We start from the raw sequence: 15,669 nt of genomic DNA, 5'->3' as shown, positions 1-15,669 counted from the left end.
AATTTTTCATTACGACTCAGCGGCTTGCTCTCGGCTAACACTTCGTCACTTGCGCTAAGCAAACGCAACTCGTATAACGCCGCCTTCCCGTTGCGTCTTGCGCGCAACGTCTCCCCTCTGTTCAGACCCGACGAGCCCAGCGATGCAACCCAGATCCCGACCCACACGGCTGTTGTTACTCTGTGCCTTGTTCGGCGCCCTGCCTGGTCCCAGCCAGGCCGCACAGCCAGGGGACGAAGGCCGCTGCCGGCAGCAGTTTGTGCAGTGGATGTTGGCCCAGCAGGCCAACTTCTCCGATGCCAGCGCCAACGCCCAGGTTCGCAGGCAGGCCGAGCGGCGCATCGATCAGGCCCGGCTGGCATATGCCCAGCAGTCCAGCTTCTGCGCCGCCATGGCGGTGGCCAGCCACTCGGACAATCAGATCACGACCCTGGCGGCCCGCTTCGGCGAGGTGCAATCCTTCGACCGGCAGCGCTAGGCGCCGCACTCCCCCCGACCTAGATCCCATCGCGGCGAAATCCAGCCCTTACGCCAGGCGGTTCGTCCCTAGCCGGCGTCCTTGTTGCCGGCCGACATCAGGGTCTTCATCAGATCCAGCGGCAGGGGAAAGACGATGATCTTGCTGTTATCGCCGGAGATCTCGGTGAGGGTCTGCAGGTAGCGCAGCTGGATGGCCTGGGGCTGGCCGGCCAGGGTGGCCGCCGCCTCCACCAGCTTCTGCGACGCCTCCACCTCGCCCAGGGCGTGGATCACCTTGGCCCGCCGCACCCGCTCGGCCTCGGCCTGACGGGCGATGGCCCGGATCATGGAATCATCCAGATCCACATGCTTGATCTCCACGTTGGCCACCTTGATGCCCCAGTTGTCGGTGCCTTGATCCAGGATTTTCTGCAGGTGGGCATTGAGGGCCTCCCGCTCCGCCAGCAGGGCATCCAGCTCATGCTGCCCCAGCACGGAACGCAAAGTGGTCTGGGCCAGCTGGCTGGTGGCCTCCAGGTAGTGCTCCACGTTGATGATGGCCTTCTGGGGATCCACCACCCGGAAGTAGACCACAGCGTTGACCTTGATGGTGACGTTGTCCCGGGAGATGACGTCCTGACTGGGCACGTCCATGGTGACGATGCGCAGATCCACCCGCACCATCTGTTGGATGAAGGGCACCACTATGATGAGCCCGGGCCCCTTGACCCGGTAGAAGCGGCCCAACAAGAAGATAACCCCGCGCTCGTATTCGCGCAGGATGCGAAAGGTGCTGATCAGCAGACCGAGCAGCAGCACGGTCAGCAGCAGCGGGAACAGGTTCAATGCCAACATCAGCGTCTCTCCTCATCAGATGAATGGTGCGAAGGCGGCTCCGCCTCCGGCCAGGGGGCCACAGTCAGCCGCAGGCCCTCCACCGCCAGGATCCGGACCCGCTGACCGGCCCGCAACGGCACGGCGCAGCGCGCCTGCCAACTCTCCCCACCCCACTGTACCCGCCCCTCGTCCTGCCAGGTCCCCAGCACCCGTGCCGGCTGCCCCAGCATGCCATCGGTGCCGGAGACCAGGCCGCCGCGCCGCTGGCGCCACACCATCCGCAGCACCACCAGCATCAGCAGCACGGCGCTGGCCGCGCAGGCGGCGATCAGCGGCCAGGCCACCCGGTAGACCGCATCGGCGCTGTCAAACAGCAGCACGGAACCCAGCACGAAGGCGAGCAGGCCGCCCACCCCCACCAGGCCGAAGCTCGGCAGCAGGGCCTCCACCACCAGCAGCACCAGCCCCAGCAACAGCAGGGCCAGGCCGGTATAGTTGAGGGGCAGCAGCTGCAGGGCGTAGAGCCCCAGCAGCAGGTAGGCGATATTGGGATCCGAGATGGCGGTGAGAAACTGCATGCGCCAGTCGGGGTGGCGCAACCGAGGGACCAGCTCCTGGCTGGCCAGCCGCCGGGTGCCCTCGGCCAGCAGAACGGTGCGGCCATCCAGCTGGCGCAGCAGATCCGGCACATCCTGGGCAATCAGATCTATGACCCCCTCGGCAAGGGCCTGCTCGGCGGTGAGGGTGGCGGCATCACGCACCGCCCGCTCGGCCCACTGGGCATTGCGCCCACGCAGTTGGGCCAGGCTGTGGATATAGGCCAGGGCATCGTTGAGCTGCTTGTGGGCCAGGGTATCGGCCTGGCTGGGGGTCTTGGCCGGCGTATCCGCCGGCGGCGGGCTGCCGGGGGGGCCTATCATGACCGGGGTGGCGGCCCCCAGGTGGGTGGCGGGGGCCATGGCGGCCACGTGGCTGGCATAGAGGATGTAGGTACCGGCGGAGGCGGCCCTGGCCCCCTGAGGGGCCACATAGGTGACCACAGGCACCGGAGAGGCCAGGATGGCCTGGTTGATGCTGCGCATCGACTCGCTCAGGCCCCCCGGGGTATCCAGCAACAGCAGCACCAGCTCGGGCCTGGGTTCGGCGCGGGCCGCGGCGGCCAACTCCTCACTCACATACAGGGCCACGCCGGGACCGATGGCGCCCTGCACCTGCAACTGCCAGTAACTGCCCTGCCCCCAGGCGGGCAGGCAGCTCAGCCACCACAGCCAGCAAACCAAGCAGCGCCACATGGTCATGCCCTCACCTCAGACACCCTAGAGTGATCCTAGGTCGGGCCGGCCTTTTGTTCCTGTTTTCTGCCGGCGGGCTAGACCAGCAACGCCAGCCCCAGGGCCCGCCGCACCCGGGCCACCAGGTCCCCCGTCACAACCCGCGCCCTGTCCGTGCCCTGTTGCAGCACCCGGACCAGCTCGCCCTTGTCCGCCAGATAGGCCGCCCGCCGGGCACGGATCGGCTCCAGCAAGGTCTGCAGCTCGTCATTGAGCAGGCGTTTCAACACCACGTCCCCCAGGCCGCCGCGCTGGTAGTGGGCCTTGAGCTCGCTCACCCGCGCCTCGTCGGCGCAGAAGGCATCCAGGTAGCTGAACACCACGTTGCCTTCCACCTGCCCCGGATCGTTGACCCTCAGGTGGTTGGGGTCCGTGTACATCTTCATCACCGCCGCCTGCACCTCGTCCGCCGGCGCACCTAGCGTGATGCCGTTGCCCAGTGACTTGGACATCTTGGCCTGGCCGTCTATGCCGGGCAGCCGGCTCACCTTACCCAGCATGGCCTGGCACTCGGTGAGCACGGGGGTACCGACGATGCGGTTGAAGGCCCGCACTATCTCGTTGGTCTGCTCGATCATCGGCAGCTGGTCGTCCCCCACCGGCACCAGGTTGGCACTGAAGGCGGTGATGTCCGCCGCCTGGCTCACCGGGTAGGTGAGAAAGCCCGCCGGCAGCGAGCGCTCAAAGCCCTTCTGGGCGATCTCGCTCTTCACCGTGGGATTGCGCTCCAGGCGGGAGACGGTCACCAGGTTGAGGTAGTATAGGGTCAGCTCGGAGAGGGCCGGCAGGGCCGATTGCAGGCAGAGGGTGGTCTTGGCCGGATCTATGCCCACCGCCAGATAGTCCGCCACCACGTTGAGTATGTTCTCGCTGATCTTGGCCGGGTTGTGGCCGTTGTCGGTGAGGCCCTGCAGATCCGCCACCAGCACCGTCTGGTCGTGCAGCGCCTGCAGCTCGACCCGCTGGCGCAATGAGCCGACGTAGTGACCCAGATGCAGAGGACCGGTGGGACGATCCCCGGTGAGAATGGTTTGACGCATGTCTGTCTCCTTGACACTAACGGCGCCAATCCGAGCCCAAATAAAGATGCCGCCCGGATTGGCGGCATGAATGAAAATCGGGTGTGGATTCTCCTGGCCGCCGCTAGAAGCGGCGCCACCACGCAGAGGATGAGGAGAAACCAGGTTGCATTTGCATGGGCCCACGCTACACCCGCAACCTGCGCGGGATCAAGAAAGAATCCCGCCAAGGGTGAGGGAGGCCGCAGCATTGCGGATCCGGCGACAAAAACGTGTAAACTATCGCCGGTTTCGCCCGGGCTGGGTGTGCCCGGGACCACAGGTTTTAACCCTCGACTCTTAGGAACTTAAACCGATGAAAAACATCAATCCGACCCAGACCAAGGCCTGGAAAGCGCTGGAAGCTCACTTCGCCGCCAACAAGGATCGCCAGCTCAAGCAACTGTTCGCGGCCGATCCGGCCCGTTTTGACAAGTTTTCCACCACCTTCGGCGCTGACGTTCTGGTGGACTACTCCAAAAACTTGATCACCCAGGAAACCCTGGATCTGCTCATCGACCTGGCCAAGGAAACCGATCTGGCCGGTGCCATCGACGCCATGTTCAACGGCGAGAAGATCAACCAGACCGAGGGTCGCGCCGTGCTGCACGTGGCGCTGCGTAACAAGGCCGACCGTGAGATCAAGGTTGATGGCAAGGATGTGATGCCGGAAGTGAAGGCCGTGCTGGCCAAGATCAAGGGCTTCTGCGAGAAGGTCATCGGTGGCGAGTGGAAGGGCTACACCGGCAAGCCCATCCAGCACGTGGTCAACATCGGTATCGGCGGTTCCGACCTGGGCCCCGTGATGATCTGTGAGGCCCTGCGCCCTTACAAGAACCACCTGCAGATGCACTTCGTCTCCAACGTGGACGGTACCCACATCGCCGAGACCCTGAAGCAGGTCGATCCCGAAACCACCCTGTTCCTGGTGGCCTCCAAGACCTTCACCACCCAGGAAACCATGACCAACGCGCACACCGCCCGCGACTGGTTCCTCAAGCATGCCGGTGACAAGGCCCACGTGGCCAAGCACTTCGCCGCCCTGTCCACCAATGGCAAGGCCGTGGCCGAGTTCGGCATCGACACCAATAACATGTTCGAATTCTGGGACTGGGTCGGCGGTCGTTACTCCTCCTGGTCTGCCATCGGCATGCCCATCGCCCTGTCTGTCGGCTTCGACAACTTCGATGCCCTGCAACGCGGCGCCTTCGAGATGGACAAGCACTTCGCCACCACCGACTTCGCCCAGAACATCCCTGTGCTGCTGGCCCTGATCGGGATCTGGTACAACAACTTCTACGGTGCCGAAACCGAAACCATCCTGCCCTACGATCAGTACATGCACCGCTTCGCTGCCTACTTCCAGCAGGGCAACATGGAGTCCAACGGCAAGTTCGTGGATCGCAATGGCAACCCGGTGGACTACCAGACCGGCCCCATCATCTGGGGTGAGCCGGGCACCAACGGCCAACACGCCTTCTACCAGCTGATCCACCAGGGCACCAAGCTGATCCCCAGCGACTTCCTGGCCCCGGCCATCAGCCACAACCCGATTGGCGATCACCATCCCAAGCTGCTGGCCAACTTCTTCGCCCAGACCGAGGCCCTGGCCTTCGGCAAGAGCAAGGAACAGGTGGAAGCCGAGTTCGTCGCCGCCGGCAAGACCCTGGAGCAGGTCAAGGACCTGGTGCCCTTCAAGGTATTCGAAGGCAACCGTCCCACCAACAGCATACTGTTCAAGAAGCTGACCCCGGAAACCCTGGGTGCCCTGATCGCCATGTACGAACACAAGATTTTCGTGCAAGGCGCCATCTGGAACATCTTCTCCTTCGACCAATGGGGCGTGGAGCTGGGCAAGCAGCTGGCCAACAAGATACTGCCGGAGCTGAACACCAGCGAAACCGTCAGCAGCCACGACTGCTCCACCAACGGCCTGATCAACACCTGGAAGGCCTGGAAGTAAGCATCGGACCCTTCACCGGCCAGCCGGCCGGTGACCTCCAAGACAAAAAAGCCGCCTCATTGAGGCGGCTTTTTTTATTGCCGTCACGTGCGCTTAACGCAGCCCGGCGCGGTAGATCTGGTGGATCCCCAGCAGCCCCAGGGGATGCTGCCGCTCATCCACCACCGGCAGCGCCGTGATGTTGTGTTGGTGCAGCCGGGCCAGAGTTTCGGCGGCCAGCTCGTCCGGTTGGGCGACCACGGGGGAGCGGGTCATCAACTCGGCCAGCGGGGTCGTCATGGGCAGGTCCCGCTCCAAGGCACGGCGTAAATCGCCATCGGTGAACACCCCCACCAGGGGCGCATCCACCGCCCCCACCAGCAGCAGACCGCAGCCGCCGCGGCTGAGGATCAGGATGGCCTCCTTCAGGGGCGTGTCCGCCGGGCACAGGGGCAGATAGGCCCCCGACTCCAGCAGGTCGCTGTTGCGCAGCAACAGCCGGGCCCCCAGGCTGCCGCCGGGGTGGGAGACGGCGTAGTCCTGCTCATCGAACTGGCGCACCTGCATGGCGGCAATCGCCAGGGCATCCCCCATCATCAGGGTGTTGAGGGTACTGGAGGTCGGTGCCAGCCCCAGGGGACAAGCCTCCTGCCGCGCACCTATGTCCACCAGAAAGTCGGCCTGCTTGGCGAGAAAGGAGTCCGCCCGCCCGGTAAAGCCGATCACCTGCACCGTCTTGCGCTTGATGAGCGGCAGCATGGTCTTGAACTCCTGCGCCTCGCCGGAGTTGGAGATCATGAGCACCAGATCCCCTTGGCTTATCATGCCCAGATCGCCGTGCAGCGCCTCGGCGGGATGGACGAAAAACGCCGGCGAGCCGGTCGATGCCAGGGTGGCGGCGATCTTCTTGCCGATGTGACCGGACTTGCCGATGCCCGTCACCACCACCTTGCCCCGACAGGCCAGGATGGCCTGACAGGCCCCCACAAACCCATCCCCCACCCGATCGACCAAACTGCTGGCCTCCGCCAGCTCGACGCTGAGGGTGTCCAGCGCATAGCCTCTGATCTGTTCTTGCATGGTTACAACCTGTCTGAAATGGCCGGCCGGATTGTCATACCAGCATCACCTGGATGCCATGTTGCTCCAGGGCGGCCTTATCCTCCGTACTGAGGCCGGCATCTGTGATGACGATATCTATCTTGTCGATGGGCACCACCACGTTGGGGGTGCGACGGCCGAACTTGCTGGAGTCGGTGACCACCACCACCTGGCGGGCCGAGCTGCACATGGCTCGGCTCACCGCATAGGCTTCGTTGAAGGTGGTGGTGCCCTGGGTGACATCGAAGCCGTCAGCCCCGATGAACAGCTTGTCGAAACTGAACACCTGGAAAGCCTGCTCCGCCTGGCTGCCGTGAAAGGAGGCCGAATGCCGGCGATAGGTACCGCCGGGCATCAGCAGGGTGATATTGCTGTCCAACGCCGCCGCCTCATTCATGATGTGCAGGCTGTTGGTCATCAGCTTGAGGGCGACCCGGCCGGCGAGCCAGGGCACCATCTGCAGCGTGGTGCTGCCACTGTCGAGGATGATGGACTCGCCGTCCTGTACCAGGCTGGCGGCCAGGGCGCCGATCCGTTGCTTGATGCTGAGGTTGAGGTTGGTCTTCTCATCCATGGTGTGGTCTTCCAGCTGGGCATTGGTGAATACCTCGGCCCCGCCATATCGCCGGATCACCCGCTGGGACTGCTCCAGGTAGCGCAAGTCACTGCGCACCGTCGCCCCCGTGATGTTGAAGTGATCCGCCAGCGCGTTGACCGACGTCCTGCCATGCTCGCGCAGATACTGGACCAGACTTTCACGGCGAGCTTCAACTGACATACCAGATCCTTGATGACGATGTTAGGTTCGAAAATGTACCGCCTTTTTTTCAAATTGAAAACAAACCGCAGCCAGCAACCTTCACTTAGTTGATAAAGCGCAAACAAGTGCCTCGCGCACCGGCGCATCCAGGGTCGCCAGACAGTGGTCACTCAGCGGCAGCCGGGCATGCACCAGCTCGCTCAGCGGCTTGGGCCGGGTGAACACCGTCAGGCCGCGCATGGTCCTGGCGTCCACGATCACCCCGTTGGCGTCATGGGCCAGCACCACCAGGGTGCGTGGTCGCCAGCGGGACGAGGTCTTGCCGATTTTCACAATGCCCTTGAGGCTCATCTGCTGCAGCATGCGGTTAAACGCCTTGAGCTGCAGCAGCCCCAGACAGATCTGCATCGCCCAGGCAACCAGCGCAATCACGATAAGGGTGGTGGGTGCATCCATGAAAAACCTCACTTAGTTCAATAGGGAAAAAATGGCAGTGGCCAGGTACCCACTGCCAAAACGTGTAGCTCCTCAGGAAAGCAGGGCTCGCCGCGCTGTCAGAACATCACCTGCCCACCTGTGATGTTGATGGACTGGCCGGTGCAATAGGCCGCCGCATCGCTGGCGTAGAACTTGAGAACGTTCAGCACGTCCTGAAAGTCACAGCCCCGCTTGAGCGGTACCTTGTCGATGTACACCTGCTCCACCTGATCCTCCGGGATACCCAGCTTGACGGCATATTGCGGCTTCAGGGACTGGAACATGGGGCTCTTGAGCAGGTTGCCCAGCATCAGGGAATGCACAGTGATGTTGTGCTCGGCCAGATCCAGGGCCAGGGACTGGGTCAGCCCCACCCCGCCAAACTTGGCGGCGGAGTAGGCGGAGTTGTGCTTGGAGCCCACCTTGCCGGATTTGGAGTTGATCTGCAGGATGCGCCCGCCGCGTTGCTCCCGGATCATGATGCGGGACACCTCGCGGGCACAGAGAAAATAGCCGGTCAGGTTGATGGCCAGGGAGCGTTGCCAGGCATCCAGCGGGAAGCTGTCGATCTTCGAGGCGGACGCCGTCCCGGCGTTGTACACCAGCAGGTCGATGCGGCCGAAGCGCTCATCCACCACGCCGACCAGCCGGGCCACATCCTCTTCCTGGGTGGCATTGACCTGTACCGCCATCACTGTCTCGCTGCCATGGAGCTGGGCGATCTCGGCCGCGGTCTGGCGCGCGCTGTCGCCATCCACGTCGGCCACCACCACCCGATAACCATCATCGGCCAATCCCTTTGCCAGGAAGGCCCCCAGGCTTTTCCCCGCACCAACTACCAGCGCTACTTTAGACATGTTAGTCTCCTATTGCAGTATCTCGCGCCCCTCTGCACCGGAGCGGCCAAACTCGGTGGTGCAGAGGGTGCCGTGAGTTTTAGAAATTCCGTTCAAAAATGAGTTGGGTCCCGACCCCCAGCTCCTGCGGACAAGCGCCGTGGACATGGACGGTTCCCGGGTATTCGGCTTGCCGGCCACCATCGAAGCGGATGGTGATGTGTCCCAGCTCGCCCAGATTTTGATTGACCACGTCACCAACCGCAGTAATGGGATAGCGGTTGTTACCGAGCACAAAGAACCCCCCCACCGCTATCTCCCCTTGCAACTCGGCACGCGGGTGAATGAAGCAGTAATCAGCAACATCTTCCGGTGCGTTATCGTTGAACAGGATCATCATGTTGTCGTTGAGGGCTTCGGTGGCGAATTCACCGATCTTGGTCACTTGAGTACGGTAGAACATAGTCATATCAATCCTCTAAACAGTTACTGATAGATAAAGAGTGAGACGAACCAGGCCAGCGCCACCGTCGGTGCCCCCGTCAGGAAACGGGAGTAGAGCACGGACGGCACACCGATCTGAACAGTCTCCGGTTTGGCTTCCGCCAGACTCAACCCAACGGGGATGAAGTCACAGGCCGCCTGGGAGTTGATGGCAAACAGTGCAGGCAACGCCAGGTGGGGAGGAATGTTGCCAAGCCCGATCTGAGTACCCACCAGGACACCGATAACTTGCGCGATAACCGCACCCGGGCCGAGGAAGGGCGACAAGAAGGGGAAGGAGCAGATCAGCGACAGCGTGATCAGCCCGATGGGACTCTTGGCCAGCGGGATCAGTGCGTGCGCAATCACATCACCGACACCGGACGCCATGATCACCCCGATCAACATGGAGACGAACGCCATGAAGGGGATGATGGAGCGCAGCACTGTCTCAGTGGTATCACGACCCGCCTGGAAGAAGGTGGCCATGATGCCCCCCATGCCGATACCGATACGCGCCAACAGGCTGTCGCTCTGTTCTGACAACTTCTTGCTGCTGTCATAGGTTGGCGCGTCGCTCACCGGCTGGCGCTGGGTTGGCACCGGCGCCATGACGACATCGTCGTTCTCCTGCAGATGGATGTTGGCCGTCTTGACGCCTGAGACATAGATATCCTCGACAATGAACTGGGCCATGGGGCCGCTCTTGCCGGTGGAGTGAATGTTCACCGTCGGAATGTGCTTCTTGGGGTACAGGCCGCAGCGCAGGGTGCCGCCGCAATCGATCACTGCCACCGCGATTTCATCGTCGGGGATGGAGGTCTTGAAGCCATCCACCGCTTCCAGACCGGACAACGCCACCATGCGATCGACGATGTCGGGACGGGTGCCAGCGGTGATGTAGAGGATTTTCTTGTTAGGCTCAACGGGGATGAACAGTGGGCCGCCCCAGCCGCCTTCGCCCTTGGTGATGTAGAGAGTGTTCGCCATGATGATGCTCCTTAGGCGGCTGCGCCGATCTGTACCTGGGTACTCAGGCTGATACCTTGCTGACGTTCCACAAAAGCCGTCGTCATGTCGGTTATCCAGCCACGGAAGAAGTTGCTCACCAGCCCCACCAGCAGATAGCTAGTGGCCAGCGGCGCCAGGGGCAACCCCAGTTGCGTCAAGCCATTGGCAATCCCCAGGTAGACGAACAGCTCGCCAGGGTTGATATGCGGGAACAGGCCGTTCATGGAGTGGCAGCTGTATGACGCGGCCGCATAGTATGAAGGCTTGTAACGCTCCGGCAGGAACCGGCCCAGGCTCAGTGTCATGGGGTTCATGAACACGAAGGTGCCGATCACAGGCAGGATCAGATAGCGGGAAATCGGGTTGCCGGCGCTCTTGGCTGCCAGACGTTCCACGCGTTCCTGACCGATGAAGGCAATCAGGGCATTCATCGCCACCATCAAAGAGATCAGAAGAGGCAGAATGCCGGTGACCATGCCGACAAATACATCGCCTCCCTTTTGGAATAGTCCGATAAACCATTCCGCTGCATGAATAATGAAATCCATGTTGTCGTCCTCAAATTGAGTTCATTGGTTGAAGGGGCACACGGGCCGGCTCGCCCGTGTTAGCTACCTGAGCCACTGATAGCTAACAGACTCAGCAGTTCCGGCCAGTTGATATTTTCACAATGAACGACATTTATCAGCGATCTATTTTCACACCGTGATATTGGCAACACTTTTTCTGCCAGGGCCGCCGGGATGGAGGCCCCATCATCCGGATACCCAGGCGTTGGCCACCGGTGATCCCCCTGTCAACCCGCCCCATCAGCCAAGCTGAAACGTTCAACTATGTACCCAAACGAGACGTGAAAACGGTTGCGAAAGAGGCCATTGACGTGCCCACACCCAGGAAAAATTATTTAATCTCCTGATAAATATCATCTTTTTATTACAAAGACCCGCCCCGGGTCCTCCCGGTCAGGCTTGTCACTACAGAGTTCCAATCTGCCAAGACGAAAAAAAGGAGCTGAATCGCAAGCTGCCGGATTGAAAGGCAAAACTCGCAAACGCAATCGAGGAAGGAAAGTTGAAAAGACTGACCAGGAGATCACACCAAGTTGAAAACAATGACTTTCAATTCGCATGAAATGAAAACAGCGGTCGGGGGTCGCGCCGCACCACAGGCAGGCGCGTCATGCTGGCGACGAAGCCCCGCAGCCGCCTCGGACGGGGCCCGCCCAGGGAATGCGCCTATTTGGCTCCCAGCTTCACCCAGCATTGCACCAAATTAGCTCAAGCTAAAGCTGCCCCAATTGAGTGCAGTTCACGGCTCCGCCTGTGACCATGGGGGTTTGGCCAAGCTGGCACAGCCCTTGTATGGCATCTGTCCTGAACGCCGGATTTCACCGGCCATCACGGAGGATACGCCATGACCCCAGCTCGTTGCCCGTCTGTTGTTCGCCCGTTGTTTACCCTGATCGCCGCCGCCTGTGCCGCCGGCCCTGCCTTTGCCCTGGACATGAGCAAGGGGGAAGGGGTGCTGGATATCATCGCCTGGCCCGGCTACATAGAGCGCGGCGACACCGACAAGGCCTACGACTGGGTCACCGGCTTCGAGAAGGAAACCGGCTGTGAGGTGCGGGTGAAGACCGCCGCCACCTCCGACGAGATGGTCTCCCTGATGGCCAAGGGCGGCTACGACCTGGTCACCGCCTCCGGCGACGCCTCCTTGCGCCTCATCTACGGCAAGCGGGTGCAGCCCATCGACCCCAGCCTGATCCCCAACTGGGACAAGGTGGATCCGCGCCTCAAGGACGCTCCCTGGCATACGGTGGCCGGCCAGCACTACGGCACCCCCTACCAGTGGGGCCCCAACGTGCTGATGTACAACACCGCCGTGTTCAAGGAGGCCCCCACCAGCTGGGCCGTGTTGTTCGAACCCCAGGCCCTGCCGGACGGCAAGCCCAACCAGGGTCGGGTGCAGGCCTATGACGGCGCCATCTACCTGGCAGACGCCGCCCTCTACCTCAAGCACGCCAAGCCCGAGCTGGGCATCCAGGATCCCTACGAGCTGACCGAGACCCAGTACCAGGCGGTACTGGATCTGGTGCGCAAGCAACACCCCCTCATTCACCGCTACTGGCACGACTACAACGTGCAGATGAGCGACTTCAAGAACGAAGGGGTGGTGGCCTCCGGCGCCTGGCCCTTCCAGGTGAACACCCTGCAGGGGGAAAACCAGCCCATCGCCTCCACCATACCGGTGGAAGGGGCCACCGGTTGGGCCGATACCACCATGCTGCATGCCCAGGCCGCCCACCCGGTGTGCGCCTACAAGTGGCTGAACTGGTCCCTGGAACCCAAGGTGCAGGGTGACGTGGCCGCCTGGTTCGGCTCCGTGCCCTCGGTACCCGCCGCCTGCAAGGCCTCCAGCCTGCTGGGCGAGAGCGGCTGCCAGACCAACGGCTACGACAACTTCGACAAGATCGCCTTCTGGAAGACTCCCCAGGCCAAGTGCGAACAGGGAACCTGCGTGCCCTACAGCCGCTGGGTACAGGACTACATCGCCATCATGGGTGGTCGCTAAGCGCGGAGGTATCCCCATGACATTGGCCGTTGAGTTTTCCGCCGTCAGCCGTCACTACGGCAAGGTCAAGGCCGTGGACAAGGTGAGCCTGCAGATCGAGCAGGGGGAGTTCTTCTCCATGCTGGGGCCCTCCGGCTCCGGCAAGACCACCTGCCTGCGGCTGATGGCCGGCTTCGAGCAACCGGATCTGGGGGCGGTACGGCTGGCCGGCATCAATGCCGTGGGCCTGCCGCCCTACCAGCGGGACGTGAATACGGTATTTCAGGACTATGCCCTGTTCCCCCACCTCAAGGTGTGGGAGAACGTGGCCTACGGCCTGAAGATCCGCGGCATGGGCCGGGGGGATCGCATGGCCCGGGCCGAGGAGGCGTTGGCCATGGTGGCGCTGGACGGCTACGGCGATCGCAAGCCCGCCGCCTTGTCCGGTGGTCAGCGGCAGCGGGTCGCCCTGGCCCGCGCCCTGGTCAACCGCCCCAAGGTGCTGCTGCTGGACGAGCCCCTGGGGGCCCTGGATCTCAAGCTGCGGGAGCAGATGCAGTCCGAGCTCAAGCGGCTGCATCGCCAGCTCGGCATCACCTTCGTCTACGTCACCCACGATCAGGGGGAGGCCCTCTCCATGTCCGATCGGGTGGCGGTGTTCAACCGCGGGCGCATCGAGCAGCTGGACACCCCCCAGCAGCTCTACACCCAGCCACAGACCCCCTTCGTGGCCCGCTTCGTCGGCGGCGCCAACGTCATAGCCGCGCCGCTGGCCGAGCGGCTGACCGGTGAGGCGCGCCCCTTCGCCCTGCGGCCGGAGCACGTCCATCTGGTGCATGACTGGCAGAGCCAGCCGTTGCAGGTGGAAGGCGTGTTGCGCCAGGTGCACTACCACGGCGCCTACAGCCGGCTGGAGCTGGACCTGGGCAAGGAGCAGACCCTGGCGGTGCAGCTGCCCCACGGCGAGGGCGAGACCGTCACCCTGCCCGAACCCGGCACCCGCTTGACCTGCGGCTGGTCCCGCCAGGCCATGGTGCCCCTGCAGGAGGATGGACAAGGGGGTACGTCATGAGTACCGCGCCCACCACCTCGCCACAGCTGGGCGCCTGGCAGAAGCTGGGCCGCTGGCTCTACCTGCACCCCACCGCCATGCTCTGGCTCTGCCTGGCCCTGCCGCTGCTGTGGTTTGCCGGCCTCTACCTGGGCTCCCTGCTGAGCCTGCTGTGGCAGAGCGTCTACACCTTCGACGACTTCACCATGACGGTGCTGCCGGATTTCACCCTGGACAACTACCGTCAGCTGTTCACCCCGGGCAACCTGGACATCGTCATCCGCACCGTCACCATGGCCCTGGCGGTGAGCGTGGCGGACGCCCTGCTGGCGTTCCCCATCGCCCTCTACATGGCGCTGTACGCCAGCCCGCGCATCAAGGCCTGCTTCTACATCGGCGTCATGCTGCCCATGTGGGCCAGCTACATCGTCAAGGCCTACGCCTGGACCGCCATCCTGGCCAAGGACGGCCTGCTGCAGTGGATCCTGAGCCACCTGGGGCTCGAACCCGTGCTGCTGTGGCTGCTGCAGACCCCCATCGGTGGCAACACGCTAGCCACCTCGCACCTGGGGCGCTTCCTGGTGTTCAGCTACATCTGGCTGCCCTTCATGATCCTGCCCATCCAGGCCGCGCTGGAGCGCATCCCGCCCAGCCTGCTGCAGGCGGCCAGCGATCTGGGAGCCAGACCCCGCCAGGTGCTGACGACTGTGCTGCTGCCCCTGGCCCTGCCGGGGGTGATGGCCGGCTCCATCTTCACCTTCTGCCTCACCCTGGGGGATTACATCATCCCCACCCTGGTGGGGCCGTCCGGCCTGTTTATCGGCACCATGGTCTACACCCAGCAGGGCGCGGTAGGCAACATGCCCCTGGCCGCCGCCTTCACTCTGGTGCCCCTGCTGCTGATCAGTCTCTACCTGTGGTTTGCCAAACGACTGGGGGCCTTCGATGCACTCTGACCGCACCGCCTCTCCCCTGCTCAAGGTGCTGGCCTGGGGAGGCCTGATACTGCTGCACCTGCCCCTGGTGGTGATCGCCCTGTACGCCTTCAACACCGAGAGCGCCGCCTTCAGCTTTCCGCTGCAGGGCTTCACCCTCAAGTGGTTCGGTAAGGCCCTCTCCCGGCCGGACGTGCTGGAGGCGGTGTGGCTGTCGGTGAAGCTGGCCACCATGGCCACCCTCCTGGCTCTGGTGCTGGGCACGCTGGCGGCCCTGGCCATGTGGCGGCATCAGTTTGTCGGCAAGGGCGCCTTCAACATGCTGCTGGTGCTGCCCATCGCCCTGCCCGGCATCATCACCGGCCTGGCGCTGCTCACCAGCTTCAAGGCCCTGGGCATCAGCCCCGGCATGCTGACCCTGGTGGTGAGCCACGCCACCTTCTGCGTGGTCATCATCTTCAACAACGTGCTGGCGCGCTTTCGCCGCACCAGCCAGAGCCTGATCGAGGCCTCGATGGACCTGGGGGCCGACGGCTGGCAGACCTTCCGCTACGTGGTGCTGCCCAACCTGGCCACCGCCCTGCTGGCAGGCGGCCTGCTGGCCTTTGCACTATCGTTTGACGAGATCATCGTCACCACCTTCACCGCCGGGCACGAGAAGACACTGCCCATCTGGCTGCTGGGGCAACTGACCCGGCCGCGGGACGTGCCGGTGACCAATGTGGTGGCGCTCCTGGTGATGTTGGCCACGGTCGTGCCCATCCTCGCCGCTTATTATCTAACCAAAGATACAGATACGGTGGCCGGCAGCAGCAAGTAGCCGCCACCCCCATTCATG

At 63.1% G+C, this 15,669-nt stretch carries 16 protein-coding genes; 6 read left to right on the top strand and 10 right to left on the bottom strand.

Annotation, left to right across the window (positions count from 1 at the left end):
• Positions 1–142: 142 nt before the first annotated feature.
• A complete protein-coding gene (locus ABHF91_RS00415; protein WP_409421541.1) occupies positions 143–478 on the top strand; it encodes a hypothetical protein in 336 nt (111 codons plus the stop codon).
• Between the two features lie 68 nt (positions 479–546).
• On the opposite strand, the gene ABHF91_RS00410 is transcribed toward ABHF91_RS00415, so the two are convergent.
• The 3 genes from ABHF91_RS00410 to trpS form a co-directional block, all read right to left on the bottom strand.
• Positions 547–1,314 carry a slipin family protein gene (locus ABHF91_RS00410; protein ID WP_409421540.1) on the bottom strand — a complete coding sequence of 256 codons (768 nt, stop codon included), beginning with the start codon at positions 1,312–1,314 and terminating at the stop codon, positions 547–549.
• Positions 1,314–2,594, bottom strand: coding sequence for an NfeD family protein (locus ABHF91_RS00405; RefSeq protein WP_409421539.1), 1,281 nt, complete (start codon positions 2,592–2,594; stop codon positions 1,314–1,316). The genes ABHF91_RS00410 and ABHF91_RS00405 overlap by 1 nt, the downstream gene beginning before the upstream one ends.
• 71 nt (positions 2,595–2,665) lie before the next feature.
• Positions 2,666–3,667 carry a tryptophan--tRNA ligase gene (gene trpS, locus ABHF91_RS00400; protein ID WP_409421538.1) on the bottom strand — a complete coding sequence of 334 codons (1,002 nt, stop codon included), beginning with the start codon at positions 3,665–3,667 and terminating at the stop codon, positions 2,666–2,668.
• Positions 3,668–4,001: 334 nt separating this feature from the next.
• On the opposite strand from trpS, the gene pgi reads away from it, so the two are divergent.
• Entirely contained in the window at positions 4,002–5,648 is a 1,647-nt protein-coding gene (pgi, locus tag ABHF91_RS00395; protein WP_409421537.1) for a glucose-6-phosphate isomerase, read from the top strand.
• Positions 5,649–5,741: 93 nt separating this feature from the next.
• On the opposite strand, the gene ABHF91_RS00390 is transcribed toward pgi, so the two are convergent.
• The 7 genes from ABHF91_RS00390 to ABHF91_RS00360 all read right to left on the bottom strand — a co-directional run bounded on the left by ABHF91_RS00390 (position 5,742) and on the right by ABHF91_RS00360 (position 10,843).
• Positions 5,742–6,707: an SIS domain-containing protein gene (locus ABHF91_RS00390; RefSeq protein WP_409421536.1), complete on the bottom strand. Its 966-nt coding sequence runs from the start codon at positions 6,705–6,707 to the stop codon at positions 5,742–5,744.
• A 34-nt stretch (positions 6,708–6,741) separates the two neighbouring features.
• Positions 6,742–7,506, bottom strand: a complete 765-nt coding sequence (locus ABHF91_RS00385; RefSeq protein ID WP_409421535.1) for a DNA-binding transcriptional repressor — start codon at positions 7,504–7,506, stop codon at positions 6,742–6,744.
• An 81-nt stretch (positions 7,507–7,587) separates the two neighbouring features.
• Positions 7,588–7,944 carry a transcriptional regulator GutM gene (locus ABHF91_RS00380; protein ID WP_409421534.1) on the bottom strand — a complete coding sequence of 119 codons (357 nt, stop codon included), beginning with the start codon at positions 7,942–7,944 and terminating at the stop codon, positions 7,588–7,590.
• 98 nt (positions 7,945–8,042) lie between these two features.
• On the bottom strand, positions 8,043–8,822 hold the full coding sequence (gene srlD / locus ABHF91_RS00375) for a sorbitol-6-phosphate dehydrogenase (protein ID WP_409421533.1): 780 nt from the start codon (positions 8,820–8,822) through the stop codon (positions 8,043–8,045).
• Between the two features lie 79 nt (positions 8,823–8,901).
• Positions 8,902–9,270, bottom strand: coding sequence for a PTS glucitol/sorbitol transporter subunit IIA (locus ABHF91_RS00370; RefSeq protein ID WP_409421532.1), 369 nt, complete (start codon positions 9,268–9,270; stop codon positions 8,902–8,904).
• A gap of 17 nt (positions 9,271–9,287) precedes the next feature.
• Complete coding sequence (locus ABHF91_RS00365; protein WP_409421531.1) at positions 9,288–10,274, bottom strand: PTS glucitol/sorbitol transporter subunit IIB; 987 nt, start codon at positions 10,272–10,274, stop codon at positions 9,288–9,290.
• A gap of 11 nt (positions 10,275–10,285) precedes the next feature.
• Entirely contained in the window at positions 10,286–10,843 is a 558-nt protein-coding gene (locus ABHF91_RS00360) for a PTS glucitol/sorbitol transporter subunit IIC (RefSeq protein WP_409421530.1), read from the bottom strand.
• A gap of 865 nt (positions 10,844–11,708) precedes the next feature.
• Here ABHF91_RS00360 and ABHF91_RS00355 point away from each other — a divergent pair.
• Genes ABHF91_RS00355 through ABHF91_RS00340 form a run of 4 tightly spaced genes read left to right on the top strand, consistent with a single transcriptional unit; the run spans position 11,709 to position 15,651 of the window.
• A complete protein-coding gene (locus ABHF91_RS00355; RefSeq protein ID WP_409421529.1) occupies positions 11,709–12,866 on the top strand; it encodes an ABC transporter substrate-binding protein in 1,158 nt (385 codons plus the stop codon).
• Positions 12,867–12,882: 16 nt separating this feature from the next.
• Positions 12,883–13,917: an ABC transporter ATP-binding protein gene (locus tag ABHF91_RS00350; RefSeq protein WP_409421528.1), complete on the top strand. Its 1,035-nt coding sequence runs from the start codon at positions 12,883–12,885 to the stop codon at positions 13,915–13,917.
• Complete coding sequence (locus ABHF91_RS00345; RefSeq protein ID WP_409421527.1) at positions 13,914–14,852, top strand: ABC transporter permease; 939 nt, start codon at positions 13,914–13,916, stop codon at positions 14,850–14,852. Before ABHF91_RS00350 ends, ABHF91_RS00345 begins: the two co-directional genes overlap by 4 nt.
• Positions 14,842–15,651, top strand: coding sequence for an ABC transporter permease (locus ABHF91_RS00340; protein ID WP_409421526.1), 810 nt, complete (start codon positions 14,842–14,844; stop codon positions 15,649–15,651). Before ABHF91_RS00345 ends, ABHF91_RS00340 begins: the two co-directional genes overlap by 11 nt.
• Positions 15,652–15,669: the final 18 nt, after the last annotated feature.

It is taken from the genome of Pseudaeromonas aegiceratis (assembly GCF_046254905.1).
In the GTDB taxonomy this organism is placed as follows: Bacteria; Pseudomonadota; Gammaproteobacteria; order Enterobacterales; family Aeromonadaceae; genus Pseudaeromonas; species Pseudaeromonas aegiceratis.
This window is presented reverse-complemented; position numbering and strand designations above follow the sequence as displayed.